The following is a 16,824-nucleotide window of genomic DNA, read 5'->3' on the forward strand; positions in this document are numbered from 1 at the left end:
TCAGTATCCCAGACTACGGTCTATAATACTTCCGTCTACTGCATTGATGGTAAGAAAGCTCCAGGTAGGCCAATCTGTCGTATCTGAGCAGGTTTCGCCATCATATTCGGAGTCAATTTTGCGGGATCCGAAAAAATCCCAGACAGGAACCAGAAGACCGGTATGGGCATCTGTGGATGGCTCATAAATTCTGGCATAGCCAAGAACGATACGGTCAATATTGAATACCCTGGAATTTTCATAGGTAAGGTTGTCCGCGTTGGTGACGATCATCATTTTTTCGTAGATATTCATGATCTCGCTGAATGGAAGCAGGCTTAAATTCTCAGTCTTAGTTTCTCCGATGGTGTATGGATTGCAATAAGTCATGCTGTCGATTCCGTCTGCATTTACATAAAAATAAAGGTTTTCGTAAGCCCAGGTTTCCATAGTACTGTCCATGTCTTCAAGCGCTCCACCTGCATCCATGGTATAGGTAAGCGGAGTTCCATTTATGGTACGGCTGTAGTAGATAACATAACCACTTCCGAGATAACTGGAGTTATCATCTGTTCCAATGGACGTCTGAATCGCATAATCCCATCCGCATTGGTTTAAATCGTCAAGGCCCATGGCATCTGCTTTTTCCTGGGCTAATTTCTTCGCGTCATCCAACGAAATTCCAATAGATTTTTCGGTAGGTTTTTCATATGGACTGCTGCTGGAATAATCGGACCAGACAGCGTCAGAAGGGATTTCTTTACCGTCTTTTTGGGCTAGCTTCTGGATTCTTACTTCCAAAGAATAGGCTCCCCAGGAAGAGGTACGATAAGAATATTGGGAGCCGTCATCTAACTGGGCTACACCGGTAAAGGCATTGTCCTCCATAACTTCACCAGCACTGCTGTATGTCTGCACTCCCACGGCAGGTCTTCCTTCTACCAGATTTCTCGTTTCAGGTGCAGATTCATACTGGCTTTCCCAATAATCAATGTCATCGTAAATATCATATAAGAGATTGCCATTGTCATCGGTTCCCCAATTATTGGGATCCAGATTTCCGTTGGCAACATCTTCTTTTAATTCGTCGATTTTTTTCTTGATCGCATCCTTTGTCTGTACATAATAGCTGTCTGCGGTGTAAATCTTCACATTTGAGAAAAAGGCATCTGTGATACCATCAAGAAGATCCTGTGTGACCGCAGCTGGTGTAACAGAAATTGCAGATATCTTTTCCACATCTGGTATTTCCACAGCTGCATCCGTATTTACCACAAGCTTGGATGTGTCGTCTGTTACCTGACTTTTGTAAGTCTCAGGCGCATTGATCAGGTCGCGGATAGTGGTTCTGGCAGCTGAGGCATTATCCGGGTGAACGTTAGTGGAGGCAGCAGTATCACTTGTACCAGTACTTTCAGAAGCAGTTGTCTGATCAGCGGAGGAGGCATTTCCTGCCATATTGACATCCTTGTCATCCGCTTCTTTGTAAGAATCCAGTGCTTTATTTCCCTTCTGCCTTACAAGGGAAGATTCTGGTGTCTGTGCACATCCCGCTAACATTCCCATGCAGAGAGTAAGTCCAATCATTCTTTCTATATTCTTTCTCATTTGTTTGAAGTCTCCCTTTCGATGTTTGAACATAACCGGAGATTTAGGGGAACGGGTGTTTGATATTGCTCATAGTAATCACCGGTCATGTTCTGATATAGATTATAGTACTTGGAATTACACCAAATCTTCCGTAAATTGTAACTGAATTGTAATCTGGCAAAAAATTCGTTACCATTCAATGAATACACAGGTTCCCTTTCCTATTTCACTTTCAATTTTCAACTGAAATCCATGTATATCTGCGATTTTTTTACAAAGTGCAAGTCCAAGTCCCACACTTCCATTGGCCCGGGAACGGGATTTGTCAACCATATAAAATGCCTCTGTCACTTTATCAAGATCTTCAGCCGGGATTCCTTTGCCAAAATCCTGGACCATCAGTTTCCCAGCCGTTGCTGCCAGTATGAGTTTGGAATTGTCCGCGGAGGCTTTTACTGCGTTGTCAATAAAATTGTTTACCAGACTTAACATAAGATCTTTGTCAAAGTTTTTCTTCAGATCAGCAGGTTCACACTGAAGTTCCAGACAGATATTCTTCTCTTTCAGACGGCAGAGGTTAAGCTGTCTGGAATCCTCCAGAAAAGATTTCACTGAATTTTCTGTTGGGGCAAAACGTGCCTCCCCAGTTTCATATAATCCGGTAAGTTCCAGCATTTTTACCGAAAGTCGGGACAGCCTGCGGCATTCACTGGAAATATAGGAGAGAGCTCTCTCCTGCTGCTGTCTTTGCAGGCGCACTGTGAGAAGGGTATCTGCATATCCCAGGATAGAGGTCATAGGTGTTTTCAGCTCATGGGCAAGACTTCCCATTAACTGTCGTTGTGTATGGTTTACAGTGGAAAGGCATTCAATCTGTTCTTTAACCTTGGAGGACATCTGATTAAAGCTTTTGCCAACCTGCGCCAGTTCCGTATCTCCTTCCGCAGGAACTTGTATATCATAGTTGCCTTCAGATACAGAAACCGCAGCTTCCCTTAATTTTGTAAGGGGTGCCATAATTTTCCGCAGGCTGAAAAAAAGAATTGTTCCGGTTAACAGAAGAAGAACCAGCGTCAACATACCCGCCTGATAAAAAAGGATCCTGTTACTCTCCAGAACATCAGAAACGTCTTTATAAGTGACAATCTGATAATTCAGATTTGTAGTTGACTCTGTGGAGGAATAAAAAAAAAGCAACAGTGTTTTACCGTCGGCTTTGCTGATAAGGGGATCACAGATATAAGTATCCGCGTCATACCATTTTCCGTGTAATTCCACTTCTCCCAGTTGTTCCTGGATTCCCTGAACATCGAAGTCATAGGCGGTACCGTTGTAAAGTTCTTCATCATTCTGATATAGAACAGCACTGTCATGGAAAATCTGTCGGAAAGCGTAGATAAGAATTCGGTTTCGGACTTTCTCATCGGAATTAGCGGACTGACTGCTTGTAAGTCTTAATTTCTCCTCAAATTGTAAAAGATTATTCTGAAATTTGGTATATTCATAGTTATTGATATACTGAATACTCTGATTCTTCCAGCGATATGAAGTATAGAAAAAAACAGCGGAGGATAAAATCAGGATCACGCAGGCCACCTGTAAAAAGATTTTTGTAAAAAGCTTCAAAATTCCACCTCCAGTCGGTATCCAATGCGGGGAATGGTTTTGATCCTGTCCTGCCAGCCCAGCTTTTTGCGGATACGTCCCACATGTGCATCTACTGTTCTTGTTTCTCCTTCGAATTCTACGCCCCAGAGACCGGCCAGAAGCTGCTCTCTTGTAAGAGCTTTATTGGGATTGCGGACGAACATCATAAGGCAGTTGTATTCCATTGGTTTCAGGTAAATTTCCTCTCCATTTCTGGTAACGGTATGGCTTATGGTGTCTATGGTAATATCGTCAATCTGTATCTGCTCCTGTAAATTTCCATGACGTTCCAGTACTTTCTCCAGGCGGACCATCACTTCCAGCATCTCGAAGGGCTTTACAATATAGTCTTCGGCACCTTCTTTAAGGCCTTTTACTTTGCTTGCGATGTCGGCTCTGGCGGTGAGAAAAATGACGGGAATGCCGTAGTGATTCAGTTCTGGTAAAAGGGTATATCCATCTTTTCCAGGGAGCATAATATCTACAAGGGCGCACTGGAACTCATGATCCCAGGCAATTCCTTCGCTGGCGTCATTGCCGTCCAGGTAGCTTACGGTCTGGTAGCCGGTGACTTCCAGGTTCATGCAAAGTAAGTTATTGATTGCTGGTTCATCTTCTATTACAAGTATTCTGGCTTTCATTTCGGGTCCTTTCTTGTATACTCTGAAAAATAATTCTTATTTGATGTACTGGTTCTATTATACATGTTTTGGTAGTGATAAATGTAACCATATTGTAAAAAGCAGATATAGGGAAAAGTTGTGTGCGTTATTGATGGAAATGTGGCAGACTTTAAAGCTTTGTAGATATGGAGGCAGTCCTTATACAATCGCCCCACCTGAGATGGGTGGGGCGATTAAAAAATTATAGTATTTATTCAGCAGGTATTATTTCGCGAAGTGGTAACTGAGAAGTACAGAACAGTTACAAATTATTTACATGGAAATCAGTCCAAATGCATTTGCTACAGAGCTAAGCAGGATAATTGCTGCAAATATCGGGCAAAGATATTTGATCATGAAGTTAAAAATCTTTTTCCTGCGGAAAGTTCCGCCTTCAGCTACTACTTCCTCCTCAATCTTTTCCACGCCCACTTTTCTGGAAATTAAAAGACAGGTTGCAAGTGCGGCAATTGGCATCATTACAGAATTGGTGAGGAAATCAAAGAAATCCAGAAACTGCATTCCAATAATTTTTACAAAGCCAAGCGGTCCATATCCAAGGGAAGAAAGAGTTCCAAGAAGAATCATGATCACACCAACAATAACGGTTGCTTTCTTTCTGTGCCATCTCAGTTCGTCCTGGAAGGTAGATACAGCGCTCTCCGTCAGGGCAATAGAGCTGGTAAGAGCTGCGCACAGCACCAGTACAAAGAACAGAATCCCAATGGGAGTTCCCAACCCCATACTGGCAAATACCTTGGGAATGGTGATGAACATAAGCGCCGGTCCTGCCTGTAAAGTATCCGGATCTCCACCGGAGAATGCAAACACAGCCGGAATGATCATCAGACCTGCCATAATGGCAATTGCAGTGTCAAACACTTCTACATTCTTGGTGGAACCTTCGATAGATACGTCCTTTTTCATATAAGAGCCAAAGGTTACCAGAATTCCCATGGCAATAGACAGGGAATAAAACATCTGACCCATGGCGGCTACCACTGTCATCCAGGAGAAATTCTCAATATTTGGTACCAGGAAATATTTCACTCCTGCAAGGGCACCTGGTCTTGTAACAGAGTAAACAGTAATAAGCACAGATAAAAATACCAGAACCGGCATCATAAATTTGGAAACGCGCTCTACTCCGTTTCGGACTCCTGCATAAATGATTGCAACTGTTAAAAATGCAAAAATAAGGAAACAGACCTCTGTGGAGGTACCATTCGAAATAAACTCAGAAAAATATCCGTCTTCTGCCAGCTTCTGGCTGTTACCTTTTATATATTCGATCAGATATTTGATAACCCATCCGCCGATAACGGAATAGTATGGCACGATCAGGACTGGAATGATGGCATTGATCCAGCCACCAAAGGACAGCCATTTAGACTTGCCAAATTTTCCAAAAGCACCTACCGGACTTTTTCTTGTCATTCGGCCAAGGGCGGTTTCGGCGACAATCATGGAGTAGCCAAAAGTAAGTGCCAGAATAATGTAAATCAGTAAAAATATTCCACCGCCGTATTTTGCCGCAAGGTAAGGAAATCGCCATATATTTCCCAGTCCGACGGAAGCTCCGGCAGCAGACAGTACAAATCCCAGTTTACCGGAAAAAGTACTTCGTTCATGATGATGTTTTTCCATAAATTTTTCCTTCCAAATTCGTAAAATTTGTTTTTGCTTTTTATAAACTCCAACTCTTATGATGATAACATGGTTTTGTGTTAAAGGCAAACAATATATATAAAATAACAGCAATAACAAATAACAAATAATACAAAAACGAGGGAAAAATTATTGATTTTAATAAAATAAGATCTTATAATTAAGCTTATCAATTAACATATATATGTTATGGAGGGTGCGGATTATGAATGAAGAATTGTTTAATGAAGCAACGAAATCGAATGTTCTCACTAAGAAACTGATCGACCAGCTTCTGGAGAGCATGACCTACAGCAGCATTTCCTTTATCAACTGGACCATTGAGACTTTGTCTCTGATCAAGGCGCGTCTGCAGCGCGGAGACCGGATTACAGACGAAGTCAGCGGAGAGGTTTATACCTTATACTCTTTCCAGCAGTTTGTGGAGAAGAATTTTTCTACTTATATAGCAAGCCAGGTATTTAAAGAGACTTCTAAGCCGGAGAAAATTTACTTTTCTCTGAAACCGTGTGAAGAGGGATACAGTCTGGTTGCTGCTGATTCTGACAGTAATAAGACCTATTCCTGGATCTCCAGCCTGAGTAAACGTTTCTCATTGGTAGAAATGATCGCCACAGGAATTGTATATGTGAAAGATACACGTACGAATACTTATCAGCCATTTATTTCCGGAAATGGCAAATATTGTAAGTATGATAAAGAGAAGGGAATTCTTATAGAAATTTAATTATATTAACTTCCAGAGCGTATTTGAAAAGGGCTTTCTGCAAAAACTCCCGCAAAGTGGGGCGTGCAGATTACGGGAATGATTTATCAAATACGCTTTAGGGTATCAGACATAACAGACGGACACAGATCGCAAGGACTGCTTTAGCGAAATTTCAGCAAAGAAGTCCTTGCAATCTGTGTCCATTTTATTACATTCTAAGTTTTTTATGAAACTCCCGGATAGTATCATTGCTGTTAAAAATAAACATTCCTGCAAATACCAGCAGACTGATTCCTGTGCATACCACAGATGGGTATGGGAAACGGATCTGGTGAAAAAACATAAGGATCAGCGGTACCAGACCAGCAAAAGCAGCTTGAACAAGGTAAAACAGATACTCTTCTTTTTCCAGCTTTTGTACTTTTACGATCACAGGTATAGAGCCAAGCACTGCAAGAGCGCCAAATGGAAGGACAAAATCCAGAGACCAGCCATGCCATCCGGTATATTTGTCCCACAGAACCGCGATAACAGTTACCAGGATCAACTGTATGATCTCGTTTTTTAAGATATTCCTCCGTTTGGCATAAGCAACCGCTACGATCAGCCATCCGCAAAGACAGCCAGCTGCGGCGAACCAGAACCAGTCCAATTTTTCCCGTGTAAGGTAATTGATCATGCCGCAGAGAATTGCAGCTGCAATACAGACAAAATTGAAAACCTGCACGATTCTCTGCGCCTCCTTTTTCTCTTTCAGGGAACAGCCGGGGAAATTATTGGTTTTTTCTGTATAAGGAATTTCTTCTTTTTTCAGCATGTTCAGAAAATTTCGCTGAATATTATCCTTGGGAAGCTTGGAGGTAAATCCAAGAACCATTTCGTTTTCGTAAGAACAGGAACAAAGCTGCATGGAGTTGGTACTTGCGAAAATTCCGAAACGGTCAATGTACTGGTTATACTCCTTTGGAAAACGAAGAATTCCAATATTGGAATAAACAGCCGTAATGCTTCTAGAGCTTAGGTTTGCTCCCAGCATAAGGAAATATTTCTTTATTTCCAGGGGAACTGCACGGATGACCGGATTTTTCTCCAGACGGACATAGCTATTCATATGTCTGGCAATTTTCTCTTCTACCAGTTCCGCGGCAAACTGCTCTTTCACGTGAGCCAGAATTTCTGTAAAATCAGAAGTTTGGGAAAAATCATGTCCCACTTCTATCCAGCCAAAAAAATTTGCCATAGACTGTGAGGGAAAATAATTCCGCAGATTTACAGGTACCATAAGGGCAATGGGGCGATTTTGTCTGCTCTTGGGAATTTCCTCATGGATGGAACAAAGAAACATGGCTGTGATCAGAATGGTTATGGAGACACCGTATTCTTTTGCTTTTGCATGAAGCTCTTTTACCGGAAGTACAATCTCTGTAATATGCATATCCTCATGAAGCAGCCGTTCTCCCGGAAGTCTGACAGCACGAGGTTTTTTCTCGGAATTTCCGGGAATATCCGAGGAATAATACTGGGAAAAGCTATCCTCCTCCTGATCACCGGGGGTGCTCATATCCGTGACTGGCAGAGAAGGCAGATCCTGTTCCGGGTGAGCCTTCTTCAGATAATTGCTTACCAGTTCCTGGAGAAAATGCATTGCCCCGGTACCATCTGTCAGTGCATGGAAAACTTCAAAATTGATTCTTTTTTCATAATAGCTGACCTGAAAAAGAAGATTCTTTTTGTCTGGAATATACAGCCTGCTGCATGGAGGCTTCTTCTCTTCCTTTACAATTGGACGAATATCCCTGTGTTCCAGGTAGAACCAGAATAATCCTTTTCGGAGAACCATCTGAAACAGAGGATATTTTTCCATGGTTTTTTCAAGAGCGGCCTGGAGAAGCTCCGGTTTTACATTTTCCTTTAGTTCACAGTAAAAACGAAATACTCTGGTATCATTTTTGCCAGTTACCAGAGGAAAAGCAAGGGCCGCGTTATCCAGTTTTCTCCAGTTCGAATATCCTTCTTTCAATTTTCACACTTCCCTTTTTAAGAATTCGTTCATATAAGAAAAACTTTCCTGCACATGGAAAAAGCGGATTCCAAGAGCAAAAAAGCCGTGAAGTGCATCTTTGATCCGGTGTACTTCTACATAATTACCAGCCTCTGCCAGTTTTTTTCCATAATCTTCGCCTTCATCACGAAGAGGATCAAACTCTGCTGTGAGAATCAGGGTTTCTGGCATATTAGAAAAATCTCTTGCCAGAAGAGGTGCAAAATAAGGGTTGACCCGATCCTCGGGGCAGCTTTCATACAGATTCAGATAATCCTGCATTTTCACTGCAGTAAGCAGATAGTCCGTACCGTTCTTCTGCACCGAGGCATAGGGCGAAGCGGCTGTATACGTATTATATAAGGCCGGATAAATAAGAATCTGCCGGTATACCTGGAATTCTCCATTGTCCCTTGCCATAAGAGCAACTGCGGCTGCAAGATTTCCTCCGGCACTGTCACCCATGATAGTGATTTTCCGGGGATCAGTATTCAGGATCAGCTTATTGGTGTAAAGCGCTTTCGCCGCTGCATAACAGTCCATCAGAGCCGTTGGAAAACGATATTCAGGAGCAAGCCTGTATTCCACAGATACTACAATATGACCGGTAGACTGGGACATTCTGGCACATACACGGTTATAGGTATCCACACTTTCTGTCACCCATCCTCCGCCATGAAAAAATAGAAGAACTGGAAAAGTATGGCCTTTTTCCACCCCGTTTGTCATGGCTTCTTCAGTAGGAAAATAAATCCGCAGAGGGATTTCGTAGTCCCCGTTGAAAATCTGGATATCCATTTTTTTCAGAAAAATATTCATGGCATCCAGCTTCTTAATGTCCACCAGTCTGCGGGAGGATTCCACTTCGATATTGCCGTAGGAAAGGGTGTGGAGAATTGCTCGCATGGTTTTGGAAATCATGGCCTGTATTCCTTTCTGGTTTTAAAATCAAGCTTCATCAGACTGTTCTGTTATGGAAAAATCAGTCTTCTGCATTAGCTGGCAGGCATCAGATAGAACGGAAGCCTTTTCCAATGATTTCGCTGCTGTTTACGATGGTAATAAATGCATGAGGATCAATCTGTCTTAAATGAATACGAAGACGGTTGGTCTCGCTTCGGGTAAGCACAGTCATCATTACCTTCTGCTCCTTCTTGGTATAGATGCCAAAGGCCTTCTGCTCTGTGGCAGAACGATGCAGGTCATTGATGATGAACTCTTCTACCTGCTCCGGATATTTACTAATGATCGTACATACCTTTCTCAGGTTCAGACTCTCAATTGCACTGTCTACTACAGTGCATTTCAGGATCATTCCAAGAATACAGTAAAGTCCGGTCTGGGCACCGTAAAGGTAAGCAGCGATCAACACAATTCCCAGGTCACTGACCAAAAGGGCACGTCCGATCTCAAGGCTGGTATATTTGTGCAAAATCATTGCCACAATATCAGTACCACCAGTGGAGGCACCGACATTAAATACCATAGCAGCTCCCACTGCAGGAAGGATCACTGCAAAACAAAGCTCCAGGAACACGTCATGTGTAAGTGGCGAACTAAGGGGATAAATAGCTTCACAGGCACTTACATAGAAAGACAGGGCAAAAGAGGAATAGACAGTCCAGCCCATGGAGCGGATTCCAAGGAAGAAAAATCCAAGTACAACAAGTGCTGCATTGACGATCCACATAAATGCACCTACATTCCACTTCGGAAATAAGGTAGAAAGGATAATAGACAGACCAGATGTACCACCAAATGCGAAATGGTTGGGTGTTTTAAAAATGGCAATTCCAACCGCTGTAAAAATCAATCCCAGATTCAGAATGATAAAGAACATCAGGTTGTCTTTTGTAAATATATTTTTTTTCATAAAACGAGTCCTCTCCTTCTTTCGGTGAACTCAGTATAACGTAAAAAATGAGTCCTGTAAAGAAACGGAATCAAAGAATCCCGCAAGGCAGAATTATACAAACTCTGTTTTCCCGCTCTTCGTCGCTGCATCTATAAGCTCTCCTAACCGCTTATTGCAGCTTCCAACCGGAACAGCCGTGCAGATTATCCTCTCACAGCTTTTCATGGCTTTTTGCGCCTTCTGGAAGGCTTCTTCACTGATTTCCATGAAGGGTTCTTCCGTGATCACCTTTGAAGCCAATAGTCTTGCCAGGCGGTAATCCACGTCATTGGTGTAAAGAATACCTGCAATAAAAGGTGTATGCTCTTTCTGCAGCTGACGGAATATGGGAATACCAGTGCCGTTTCCACAGATTACGAAAGTTTTCGCTTCTCCGTCTGGTTTCGGAAGCTCAATACTTCCAAACAGGGGATCAAAAAATCCATTGTTGATCTCATACAGCTCCTTGATCATGTTCTCTTCAAAAATATCTTCCGGCTTTCCAAAATGAGAAATAGTATCTCCCTTTACGCAGATGATCTTATCTGCAATTTTCTGTGCCAGATCGATTTCGTGAAGAGACATGATAACTGTGATCTGCTTCTTTTTTGCCATATCCCGAAGAATGGATAAAAGATCCAGCTTATGTTTGATATCAAGGAAAGAGGTTGGCTCATCCAGAATAATAATATCCGGTTCCTGGCAGATCGCACGGGCAAGAAGCACTCTCTGACGCTGGCCATCGCTGATGTTGTTAAAGTCACGACTGCCAAGCGATTCCGCATGCACCGCTCTCATGGCTTCCTCTACCTTTTCCTCATCCTCTCTGGAAAGAATACCGAGTCTGCCTGTATAAGGGTAGCGTCCGGTTGCCACAATATCATGACAGGTCATAAGCTCCGGACGCATTCGTTCCGTAAGAACTACTGCCATGCGTGTGGAAAGCTCTTTATAGGAAAAAGAATTCAGATTGCGATCATCAAAGTAAACTTTTCCACCAATGATCTGCAGCTGTCTTGTGATACTTTTCAGAATCGTAGATTTACCAGAACCATTTGGACCAATGAGGGTTACAATCTCCCCTTTTTTAATTCCAATACAGATATCATGAATTAAGGCCTTTTTGTCATAACCGACAGAAAGGTTATCCATATGAAAATAGTAATTATCCATTTCAGTTTCCTCTCTTCTTCCGCAACATCATGAAAATAACAACAGGTGCTCCAAAGATGGAGGTAACGGTACTGATATTCAGCTCCAGAGGGGCAAAAGCCATTCTGGCAATCAGGTCACACATCATACAGAAAACTGCACCGCCCAGGAATGTTCCCGGAATGATTATAAGTGGTCTGGATGTGCCGAAGCTTCTTTTCATCAGAAATGGGACTGCAATTCCAACGAAAGAAATCGGTCCTGCAAAAGCAGTTACAGTTGCTGATAAAATACTGGAAAGCAAAATCAATGCAACACGGAAGAATTTGATATTTACGCCCATGCTTTGTGCATAAGCTTCTCCCAGCTGATAAGCACCGATGGGCTTTGACAGCAGGAAGGTCAGGGCCAGGGTAATTCCTACCACCACACAGGAAATGTAAACGTTACTCCAGCTCATACCGGAGAAGCTTCCCTGTGACCATCCGTGAAGATTTACAATATCGGAATCATCTGCAAAAGTTACCACAAAATCAGTTACTGCAGAACAGATATAGCCAATCATGATTCCGGCAACCAGAAGGGTGGCCATGTGCTTGATCCTTTTTGAAATCAGAAGAATAAAACCTATGGAAATCAGGGAACCAATAAAAGCTGCAATGATCAGAGTGTAAGAAGTTACGTTTACGGCTCTGCCAAGATAATAAATCATGGTAAGAGCTACTACCATTTTCGCACCGGAAGAAATTCCCAGAACAAAAGGTCCTGCAATGGGATTTTCAAAAAAGGTCTGGAGAAGAAAACCAGATAGGGATAAGGCACCTCCAAGAATGGCAGCCATCAGGATCCTGGGAAGACGGATTTTCCAGATGATGCTGTATTCTTTTGTATCTGTGGCTTTTTTCAGCAGGATATCTATGATCTCAGACAGAGAAATATGAACATTTCCTGTGTTGATATTCAAAACTGTGATCAGGCCAAAGGCCAGGATCAGCAGAATGAAAACCATAGCGTAACGAGATCGTCTCTTAAAATTTTCCATGTGGAAGCTGGTTCCAGCGGATTGATTGCTCATTTTATTTTTCTCCATTTTTGTTTCATTTACAACAGAACCTGCTGTCAGCTCAGCTTATGAAGAAAAGTCATATCCTCTTCACTTCCGCCGGTAAGCATCAGGTTCAGATCTGTGATCAGTTCACCAATTGTATCTGTATGCTGGTACATGGAATCATCAGTTACCCAGACATTTCCCTCTTTTACGGCTTTAAAATCAGCCATCAGACTTTCTTTTGCAAGAAGATCGTCTATGCTTTTTACAGACGCATCAATACTGGAGTTGTAGATCAGATAATCTGCATCTGACGCAGTATTATAGAATTCCTCCATGGTAATGGCAACGGAAGTTTTTCCACTGTCATCCTGAAGATCTGCGAATGCATTTCTTCCACCGGCAATCTCGATCATGCTGGAAATATAATCTTTAGGATTACGTACTACAGGAGAACCGCTGGTATTGATGTAGAAAAATGCAACTGTTTTTTCTGTATTTGTAAAGTCCTTTAGCTTCTCAATAACCTGTGCCTGCTGGTCAAAGAAGGTCTTTGCCTCCTCTTCTTTGTTCATCATTGCGCCATAAAGCTTGATCCACTCTGTACGTCCAAGGGGCTGGCTCTCATAGCTGGAGCGATCGGTGAAAACAGGAATTCCAAGAGTTTCGATCATCTCCTGTACCTTCGGTGCATGAAGGATCATGGTAGACTCTATTGCAAGATCACAGTCGTCACCTACCAGAAGCTCGTAATCCGGTTCATCGTATTTTCCCGCAAAGGTCATTTCGCCGTTATTGATAGCATCAGCTGCTGACTGGATATACCAACCGGAAGCATCAAGACCTGACAGCTTGATGGAGTCTACACTTCCGATTGCATCGAACAATGCCATCGGGGAAGTGGCTGCCATGTAGATGGTGTCAAGTGGCTGCTGAAGGATCTGGATTTCAGGATCCAGATCATCAGGTGCCTCTTTGCCCTCTGGGACGATCAGATATCTGGCATCATCATGGATGTCCAGAAGTTTGTAACCGTCATTGTAATAATACACGTCAAAGCATTCTGCAAAAGACAGATCCATGGCGGATTCATAGGTCAGACCTGCAATTTCAGGTGCAGCATTTTTTTCTGATGTGTCAGAAGAAGTCTCCCCGGAAGCATCTGCTTCCAGGTTCTCCTCTTCTGCCCATACCGGAGTAATGGCAGTAAATGTCATAACTGTTGCTGCAAAAATACTTAAAATTTTATATTTCAGCTTTTTGTCATACATTTTTATTTTCTCCTGCTGATTATTCTTGCTACTGTGCATATGGTGAAGAATAGTAATTTATTCTTCCTCATCAGTTACAAAAATTGCTTCGTAAGCTTTTTCCCACTCAGCTTTTGCATTGTCATCCTTTTCATCTGCAGAACGGTCTACGATAAACGGGATTTTCAGAGTGGAATATTTCTCTGCGGAATCTTTCAGAAGGTTTTCTTTTGCTTCTGTGTCTGCTTCCTCTGTCGGGAGAATATCAGAAGAAAGGATAGAAATACCGCACTGACTCTTTACAAGAGCTTTGTAATCTGTATCTTCATCTTTTCCTGCAAAAGTTACGGAACCATCTTCCAGAGCAGCTGTAAGGCTGTCTACCGTACAGTCCTCTTTTTCCATTCCAAGAGCAGTAACTTTGTCTGTAAGATCAAGCTTATCCAAAATGTTAAGAGCATCTGTGGAAGCCACATAAGCAGATTCTACCGGCTGGTTGATTACGATTACATCTTTATCAAGTCCTGCAGGGATAACAGCACCCTCAGGTACGATCAGGTATTTTACAACATTGCCTATGTAGAGCTTTTCTGTACCTGTAAGTTCCTGGGAATCAGCAGCTTCTGTTTTTGCATTTTCTTTTCCGGAATCAACAGTTTCCGGTTTTCTTGCAGTATCTGTTGTCATATCTACTTCAAGAAGGGTAATACCCTTTGCGTAGTGATAAAGCTTAAAGTATTTTGCATGCTCAAGAGTAGTTTCGTCTTTATACTCAAGACCTGTGATCTCTGGTGCAGAATCATCCAGCTTCTTGTTTCCTGTGGAAAGCATGCTGTTGTCATCTGCCGGGTTATCCTTGTCTGTTTTCTTCGGATCGTTTGCACCCTTTAAAGCGATATAAATGGTGTAAGTGATTTCATGAGCCTGGGACATTCTGGTTGTCATACCAATGATCGTATTATTCTGGTTCAGTGCTACCGGAATTGTGAAAGTAGAAGTTCCGCCGCCGCATGCACCGTAGTATTTATTTCCATTGGCTTTTACATAACCGTAATATTCACTGCTGAATACAATAGTCGCATATGCCTGACCATTTGTTACCGTAACTTTGTTACAGGAAATGCTGACCTTTCCAGAACCACCAGACCAGGAGAAACTGTCAGGAGTATAGGTTCCATCTGCTAATGTAGTAGAACTGTTTACAGATGCTGTTCCGCCGCTTAAGTCAGATTCGTATTTGGATTCCTCTTCCGGTTTCTTGTCTGGCTTTGGAGTTGCTGTTGGTGTAGGAGTTGCTGTCGGTTTTTTATTTGGTTTTGCAGTGGGTGCAGGAGTTGCTGTGATTGTTGTGTCAGGAGCAGTATCTGGCTGCGGATCATCCTGTACGTCACCTATCTTATTTAAAGTGCTGGACTGGAAAGTCAGGATCCTGTCATACCAGATCTGGTTTTTGTGGGAAAAAGCAGCAACTGCAATTCCATTGTCCAGGGCTTCAACAGGAATCTCATATGTATATTTGCCATTTGCGTCTGCCACATATGGAACCCAGGTGGAGGAATCTGCTGCGGCAGCTTCTTCTTTTGTTCCCAGACATAGATAGTCGTAACCAGTTCCGCTTAAAGTAAGAACAGCTGTCATTTTTCCGTTTTTGGAAGTAAGGACACAGTCAATTACACGGAACATAGATGAACTGGAGTTTACTGTAATATTATAAATTCCGCTTGCACAGCTGCCTGGAGCAGGGGTTGCTGTTGGCTCTGGGGTGGTGGCTGCTTCCGGAGTTGTGCTTGGCACTGGAGTTTCAGTTGGTGCAGGAGTCTCAACCGGTGCTTCGGTAGGCTCTGGGGAAACAGTTGGTTCCGGTGTTGGAGCAGCCTCTCCATATCCTGGAACCGCCGGTACGGTAATCGTCAATATACCCTTTGCGTACCAGTTCTGGCTCTTCTTGGAATGAGGAACGACTGCTATTGTCTGAGCTTCCTTGCTTGCAGTAACTTCAAAGGTGTAGGTATAGCCTCCTGCACTGTTCTCTACTCCTTTGATGGAATTTGCTTCTTTATCAGAGTCACTGGCACTGCCAAGATAGATCATGTCATAATTCTGTTTTGCGGTAGAAAGTGTGACAATATATTTATCCTCCGAAACCTTTACAGTGGAACCGGTGATTACGAACATTGCAAATTCATCACCGTTTTCTTTTACAAGCTTGATTCCGGCATCTGTAATCTCATTCTGGGCTGGTGCCTGGGTTGGAGCTGCAGTTGGCAGTGGAGTGGCAGTTGGCTCAGGGGCTGCAGTTGGCTCTGGAGTAGCTGTTGGTTCCGGGGCTTTCATTCCTGGAACGTTCAGTTTCAAAGCCATATTTGTGTACCATTTCTGATTTTTTACAGAAAATGGTACGATGCTGAAAGTCTGGACCTGTTCACTGGCAGGAACCTCAAAAATGAAAGTATAACCATCTTCATTTTCTGTACCAACGATTGCTGCTGCATTTTTTGCTTCGTCAGGATCTTCTTTAGAACCAAGATAAAGCTTCTCATAGTTCTTTCCGTCAGTATTGAGGGTTATCTTAATTTTATCACCATTTAATTCAGCAGAAGAGCTTTTGATTTTAAGCATTTTATATGCACTGTTATCTTCCTTGTCAATGGTCATGTTGGAACCATCTGGGTTCAGATCCTCTGGCTTTGTTTCTGGTTTATCTGTCTCTTCGGTTTTGCCCTCTTCTGTTGTTTCTGGTGCAGCTGTAGGCTGTGGAGCTTCTGCTTCCTCATTTTTGCTTTCTTCAGCAGGTGATGCAGTAACCTCAGGAGTGGTCTCAGAGGCAAGTGTTTCTGTAGCAGCAGGTGTCTCTTTCACAGCAGAGGCATCCACTGCTGCCGGAGTTATTGTAGTGTCAGTGTTTTCTTCCTCAGCTGTTGCGCTCTCCTGCACAGGAGTCTCAGCAGCAACAGCGGTCTTCTCCGCCTCTGTTTCTGGAGTTGGTGTAACAGAAACCTGTACGTTTGCATCCTCATTTTCTGCCTGTGTAAGTACAGCAGGAGTGACCGTCATCGCGACGGAAAGGAACAGTGCAAGAAAGCGTTTTGAATTTCTTTTCATTTCTTTTTCCTCGATTCTTCCTATTATTTTATAATTTGAATAAATCCCAATTGCTTCTGGAGCCTGTTTGTACAATGGGCAA

At 42.7% G+C, this 16,824-nt stretch carries 12 protein-coding genes; 1 reads left to right on the forward strand and 11 read right to left on the reverse strand.

Annotation, left to right across the window (positions count from 1 at the left end):
• The 4 genes from I2D69_RS13075 to I2D69_RS13090 form a co-directional block, all read right to left on the reverse strand.
• Positions 1-1,587 carry a DUF6034 family protein gene (locus I2D69_RS13075; RefSeq protein WP_195380018.1) on the reverse strand — a complete coding sequence of 529 codons (1,587 nt, stop codon included), beginning with the start codon at positions 1,585-1,587 and terminating at the stop codon, positions 1-3.
• Between the two features lie 171 nt (positions 1,588-1,758).
• Complete coding sequence (locus I2D69_RS13080) at positions 1,759-3,195, reverse strand: HAMP domain-containing sensor histidine kinase (protein ID WP_195380019.1); 1,437 nt, start codon at positions 3,193-3,195, stop codon at positions 1,759-1,761.
• Positions 3,192-3,857, reverse strand: coding sequence for a response regulator transcription factor (locus I2D69_RS13085; RefSeq protein ID WP_173773813.1), 666 nt, complete (start codon positions 3,855-3,857; stop codon positions 3,192-3,194). Before I2D69_RS13085 ends, I2D69_RS13080 begins: the two co-directional genes overlap by 4 nt.
• A gap of 294 nt (positions 3,858-4,151) precedes the next feature.
• A complete protein-coding gene (locus tag I2D69_RS13090) occupies positions 4,152-5,525 on the reverse strand; it encodes a sodium-dependent transporter (RefSeq protein WP_148463384.1) in 1,374 nt (457 codons plus the stop codon).
• Between the two features lie 226 nt (positions 5,526-5,751).
• Here I2D69_RS13090 and I2D69_RS13095 point away from each other — a divergent pair, with 226 nt between their 5' ends.
• Positions 5,752-6,273, forward strand: a complete 522-nt coding sequence (locus I2D69_RS13095) for a hypothetical protein (protein WP_173773811.1) — start codon at positions 5,752-5,754, stop codon at positions 6,271-6,273.
• 190 nt (positions 6,274-6,463) lie between these two features.
• Here I2D69_RS13095 and I2D69_RS13100 read toward each other — a convergent pair whose 3' ends face one another.
• From I2D69_RS13100 to I2D69_RS13130, 7 genes are all read right to left on the reverse strand, one after another.
• Positions 6,464-8,275, reverse strand: a complete 1,812-nt coding sequence (locus tag I2D69_RS13100) for a DUF6320 domain-containing protein (RefSeq protein ID WP_173773809.1) — start codon at positions 8,273-8,275, stop codon at positions 6,464-6,466.
• A 3-nt stretch (positions 8,276-8,278) separates the two neighbouring features.
• Positions 8,279-9,217 carry an alpha/beta hydrolase gene (locus I2D69_RS13105; RefSeq protein WP_330602911.1) on the reverse strand — a complete coding sequence of 313 codons (939 nt, stop codon included), beginning with the start codon at positions 9,215-9,217 and terminating at the stop codon, positions 8,279-8,281.
• An 88-nt stretch (positions 9,218-9,305) separates the two neighbouring features.
• Positions 9,306-10,169 carry a YitT family protein gene (locus I2D69_RS13110; protein WP_118583485.1) on the reverse strand — a complete coding sequence of 288 codons (864 nt, stop codon included), beginning with the start codon at positions 10,167-10,169 and terminating at the stop codon, positions 9,306-9,308.
• 93 nt (positions 10,170-10,262) lie between these two features.
• Positions 10,263-11,363, reverse strand: a complete 1,101-nt coding sequence (locus I2D69_RS13115; RefSeq protein WP_173716748.1) for an ABC transporter ATP-binding protein — start codon at positions 11,361-11,363, stop codon at positions 10,263-10,265.
• A 1-nt stretch (position 11,364) separates the two neighbouring features.
• On the reverse strand, positions 11,365-12,417 hold the full coding sequence (locus tag I2D69_RS13120; RefSeq protein WP_118583481.1) for an iron ABC transporter permease: 1,053 nt from the start codon (positions 12,415-12,417) through the stop codon (positions 11,365-11,367).
• A gap of 44 nt (positions 12,418-12,461) precedes the next feature.
• Positions 12,462-13,661, reverse strand: coding sequence for an ABC transporter substrate-binding protein (locus tag I2D69_RS13125; protein ID WP_173771931.1), 1,200 nt, complete (start codon positions 13,659-13,661; stop codon positions 12,462-12,464).
• A gap of 57 nt (positions 13,662-13,718) precedes the next feature.
• Positions 13,719-16,742: a hypothetical protein gene (locus tag I2D69_RS13130; RefSeq protein WP_195380020.1), complete on the reverse strand. Its 3,024-nt coding sequence runs from the start codon at positions 16,740-16,742 to the stop codon at positions 13,719-13,721.
• Between the last annotated feature and the right edge of the window lie 82 nt (positions 16,743-16,824).

This window comes from Ruminococcus sp. D54t1_190329_F1, from assembly GCF_015551645.1.
Classification (GTDB): Bacteria; Bacillota; Clostridia; order Lachnospirales; family Lachnospiraceae; genus Blautia_A; species Blautia_A faecis.